Source organism: Desulfonatronovibrio magnus, assembly GCF_000934755.1.
Taxonomy (GTDB): Bacteria; Desulfobacterota; Desulfovibrionia; order Desulfovibrionales; family Desulfonatronovibrionaceae; genus Desulfonatronovibrio; species Desulfonatronovibrio magnus.
In genome coordinates this window covers 1-4,149 of the sequence record NZ_JYNP01000129.1, presented here as the reverse complement: position 1 = coordinate 4,149, position 4,149 = coordinate 1, and the positions used below count along the sequence as shown (strand labels likewise).

7 protein-coding genes are annotated in these 4,149 nt (G+C 46.2%); 1 reads left to right on the top strand and 6 read right to left on the bottom strand.

What is annotated here, in order from left to right; genetic code table 11:
• Window positions 1-7 precede the first annotated feature (7 nt).
• On the top strand, window positions 8-163 hold the full coding sequence (locus LZ23_RS11615) for a HigA family addiction module antitoxin (protein WP_269745181.1): 156 nt from the start codon (window positions 8-10) through the stop codon (window positions 161-163).
• 48 nt (window positions 164-211) lie between these two features.
• Here LZ23_RS11615 and LZ23_RS11610 read toward each other — a convergent pair whose 3' ends face one another.
• The 6 genes from LZ23_RS11610 to LZ23_RS24660 form a co-directional block, all read right to left on the bottom strand.
• Complete coding sequence (locus LZ23_RS11610; protein ID WP_045214357.1) at window positions 212-1,726, bottom strand: class I SAM-dependent methyltransferase; 1,515 nt, start codon at window positions 1,724-1,726, stop codon at window positions 212-214.
• Between the two features lie 59 nt (window positions 1,727-1,785).
• Window positions 1,786-1,974, bottom strand: a complete 189-nt coding sequence (locus LZ23_RS11605; RefSeq protein WP_045214355.1) for a DUF6447 family protein — start codon at window positions 1,972-1,974, stop codon at window positions 1,786-1,788.
• A 13-nt stretch (window positions 1,975-1,987) separates the two neighbouring features.
• Complete coding sequence (locus LZ23_RS11600) at window positions 1,988-2,743, bottom strand: SapC family protein (RefSeq protein WP_045214353.1); 756 nt, start codon at window positions 2,741-2,743, stop codon at window positions 1,988-1,990.
• 29 nt (window positions 2,744-2,772) lie between these two features.
• The gene (locus LZ23_RS11595) at window positions 2,773-3,069 is read right to left on the bottom strand and encodes a DUF2442 domain-containing protein (protein WP_045214352.1); all 297 of its coding nucleotides are present in this window, start codon (window positions 3,067-3,069) and stop codon (window positions 2,773-2,775) included.
• Window positions 3,029-3,268, bottom strand: a complete 240-nt coding sequence (locus tag LZ23_RS11590; RefSeq protein ID WP_045214350.1) for a DUF4160 domain-containing protein — start codon at window positions 3,266-3,268, stop codon at window positions 3,029-3,031. Before LZ23_RS11590 ends, LZ23_RS11595 begins: the two co-directional genes overlap by 41 nt.
• A gap of 149 nt (window positions 3,269-3,417) precedes the next feature.
• The coding region (locus LZ23_RS24660; RefSeq protein WP_084591031.1) for a polysaccharide deacetylase family protein at window positions 3,418-4,149 on the bottom strand (732 nt) is incomplete at its 5' end.

Here is a 4,149-nt window from a genome sequence, read left to right as displayed (position 1 = left end):
AAGAAGGATAACCTCTGATACGGCCTTACGCCTGAGCAGGTACTTTGGAACTTCAGCAGAGTTCTGGATGAACCTCCAGCAGGCTTATGATCTGAAGAAAGCCAGGGAAAGTACATGGTCGGAAATTGAGGTAGCCGTAAGACCGCTTTGTGTGAATGCATAAAAAAGCCCACCAGCTCAAAGCCAGTGGGCAATAAGCCAGCAAGGTAATTTACTTAACCCCGCCAAGCCTCTTAATCAGCGGCAAAGTACCAGTAATAAACCCATCCAGCCTTACCTTAAGCTCATTAACTGTTTCCTCTCCGTGCTTCAAAGGCTGGCCGTCTTTAAGCAGTGATTTGTTTAAGCCCCTGAGCCTTGCCTCTACCCCAGCTGGTATATCCTCGTTCTTGCTGTGTGCATCAATAGCCATCCACTGGATCTCATCCAAGTTTATGCCAGTACCGATACCAGGCAGGGCCAAATATCTGTACGGTGCGCCTCGGGATACCAGTTCTGAAAGAGTTTGATTGAAGTTTATGGCTGGTTTTTTGTTTGCGTTTTGGACATAGAAGCCAACAGCACCACCGTGGGCAAGTAGAGTCAAAGACTGCAGAAGTGATCCCAGATTTAAGTTCGGCAAAGCTTTATTCAAGTCTGCAATTTTAACTGGACCTTTGGCTATCTGTTCTATGATGGGCTTGTATACTTCTTCTTTCCCAGATACCTCACCGAAGCCAGTCTGAAATTTCAGGGATATCTTATCGGGGTCTTGCAGCAGGGTGACCATTCTCTGTGCGAACAGACTTAACTGCTCACCACTCCAGATGGGTGTCTGGCCCCGTACGAATACGTCCCTACGGAAACTCTGATTGATAGCCATATCCTTGAATAATTCCCGCATAGCCATATCCGGGGCAGAGTCTATGGCTTTACGTATAGGTTCAGGCAGCATTGCGTCGTAATTCTCGGGCAGGGTAGCGCTGCCCAGAAACCGCAGTTTACCCTCAGCTGCTTCCTGGGCTATTTGTGTAAAATAAAACAAGGTCCAGGAGCTATGGAAATATTCGTGATATATGTAATTTTCATTATTGGCGGCAGTTTTTTGCAGCTGCTCCAGTCTGGACTGGATACCCGGTTGAGACTTAAATACCGCAGCTCCAGCATTTTTAAGGCTCTCCAAAGCAGTCAGGGCAGACTCAAAGGATTGCTTATTCACACCGGTTCTATCCGCAAACTGGGTCATCAAGTGCTGCACTGGGTGTGTTGCCAGCCAGCCGGGTAGGGCGTTGTAACTGAAATACGCCAGCCCGCCCGGGGTCAGTGTTTTGTCGATTATTCTGTATATTGCTGAGCGTACTTCCTGGTTTACCCAGGTAAGTATCCCGTGCGCCACTACATAATCGCAAGGTTCAAAAGGTTGGTCTTTTGCGGCCAGAGACACAAAGTCAGCTTCATGGAACTCAATATTGGTAAGCCCTGTTCTTCTCACCAAACTTCTGGCATGTGCTATCTGCTCGGGGTTAAAGTCCACTCCCACAAAGCGAATAGTCGGGTTAGCTGCAGCCATTACGCATAAACCAAGACCCTGCCCACAGCCAAGCTCCAGCATTCTATTGCTGGTGTTGGGTGGTTCAGAGCCCTTAAGTAAGGCTACCCAGTCCAGCCAGTTAGGTGCGAATTCTTTGTAAAATCCGTAGGTGTATGAGGTGTCTGAGTAGTAGCCGTGTTGCCATGCGGTGGTCATTTGTGTGGGTCTCCTGTAAGTAAAGCCCGCATACCTTGTAAGCATACGGGCTAATATCTTTACTCTTTGTTCAGCATCTCAGATAAAGCCCGTGCATAGCCATTCCGTGCAGTCTGCATAGCCGCAACCTCAGCCTTAAGCTCGGCTATTTTGCGGTCTACAAACTGGATTGAGGCCAGCTGGGCCTTGGCTTCGTCTGATATGGTTTCTGAATCGTACTCTTTTCCGTCGATGGTTATTGTAGGCATAGGTAAATCTCCTTTATATGTTTAATTTGTCGTCCAAGCTGAACTCATAGACTGTATCGTCTTCTGCTGAATCCATCCTCTCTTCAGCCAGCCTGGCTATTTTTGAGGCGTGCTGTCTGGAAATAAGCTGGGCATAGGCAAGTGCCAGAGCATCGGCTTTACGCAGTTCAAGCAGGCCTTCATCTGGTATCTGCCCCAATGCTTTACTGTCAACGCTGTATAAACCATCCAGCTTATGTTTTTTGGACTGGATGTTTAATACCAACGGAAACTGCTGGATAAGTTCGTATTTGCTTAGTGCCTGGCAGGCCTTGGCTGTTGCTGTGCGGCTCTGTTCCAGAGTGAGCAGAAAATTCATTTTGTCGCGGGTTTGTTTGGTAAGCTTACCATTTTCATCAAAAAGGGGTATGCCTTCCTCTTTATCTGTAATCTGCTCATTTCCTTCAAGAACACAAAGTATGGGCTGTTTGTTCTGGTTGTACGCCACCTGAAAAGGATATCCTTTAAGGGCATAGGGAACATAACTGCCTGTCCACTTGCCATCTGCATCTACAAAAAGATTGTTGTCAGGTTCATAGCCCAGCACTGCGTAGGGCATAAAAGATTCATTTCTTTTGGTAAACACAATGGGCATTTCACCCGCAGCACTGATAATATCAACATTAAATATCGGAACTAAAGCTGAACCTCTGACATACTCATAATCAGCCCTGGGTTTCCAGCGTTTATCTTTATGTGTTTTCGGGGTTACCGGAATCAGTTTGGTCATAATGTGCGTAGAATTTCCTTAGACCTTCATCAAGGTCGGTTTTGTGTTTCCAGCTCTGAAGAAAATACTTTGGATTTGAGGGGGAAGCGTTCTGGATGTCTGATAATTTCTTCTGTGAGGTCAACGTCTATTTCAGGCCAATAAAAATGACCAGGAGACTGTTCCTGAACATTCAAGACATTTTTGAGCGGCTGGTCTTTAAACCAGGGGAATTCATCATAAGGCATGAAAAGTTCATTATCGTCAGTTAAGATCCAGATTCCGTAACTGGAAACATGAGTAACTTCAACTGCTGAAGTGTTTAATCCACGCGCTGGCAAGCTCATGGTGGTGCTCCTCAATAATTGCTTCTATTTCTTTCAATTCTTTTCTGGAAAACCTGTAATTATTCGCCAGTTCCAGTTCCGGCTTAAGCCAGAACTTGGCTTCTCCTTCACTGGAGACAACATGCACATGCATTCTGGTTTCTTCTCTTGAGAAAAAGAAAAACCTGTAGCCTCTTTTTCTGAATACTGTTGGGGTCATATATTATTCCGTTCCTGTTAACAAATATCCGCATGGATCTCTTGTAAGTCAAGTACCGGCAGTCAGAAAAATAATCAACTCTCACTTCACCCCACCAAGCATCTTGATCATCGGCAAAGTAGCGTTCATAAAGGGCTCAAGTCTGATTTTCAGCCAACTCCCAACCTCTTCATGGAATAAACCCCATCCACACCACCTACGGGCGTAAATTTCCTTGTATCCTTGGACCCCAGCAAGTGCTTAACCTGGTCAAACACCTCCTGAACAAAGTCCTTGCCTCCGATCACCCCGGAGTCAGTAAAATACCGGCATCTATACCTGAACCGGTCAGTCCTGGATATTTTGTAGCCTTTCTTCCGGGCCTTTTCCACTATCTTCTTGTCCATGGTCTTGCCTTTACCCGCATCCACAGCGCCAGTCTCGTAAACAAACTGCCTGTACCTGCGGACAATCTCCTTGGGATCAAACTCGTTCCATTCCTTCATCCCAAAGTCTATGGACAGCAGGCCGTCTTTATTCCCGGTCTGGGTATGATAACCAAGAGAACACCAGCGGTAGTCTTCGGGTCTCTTTACTATCCCGGCCCTTATAGGATTGAGGTCCACATAAGCCAGAAGATTAACCAGGCTTAACCCGTCCTGAACAATCATACTCTTGAATCTATCCCCCCAGAAAAAGCCTCTGCGACCATACTTTTTATTGAAATACCTGGTAAATCCCTGCTTAATGTCCTTCACATAAGCTCCCAGGTTAGTCAGCCTCTTACGGTAGTCAGAAACAAGGACACCGGTCACATTAAGTTCATCACCATAATATTTCTGCAACCTTTCCTTGATTTCATCATCCGTAGGATCAGACTCTGGATACATGCGGATTACCAG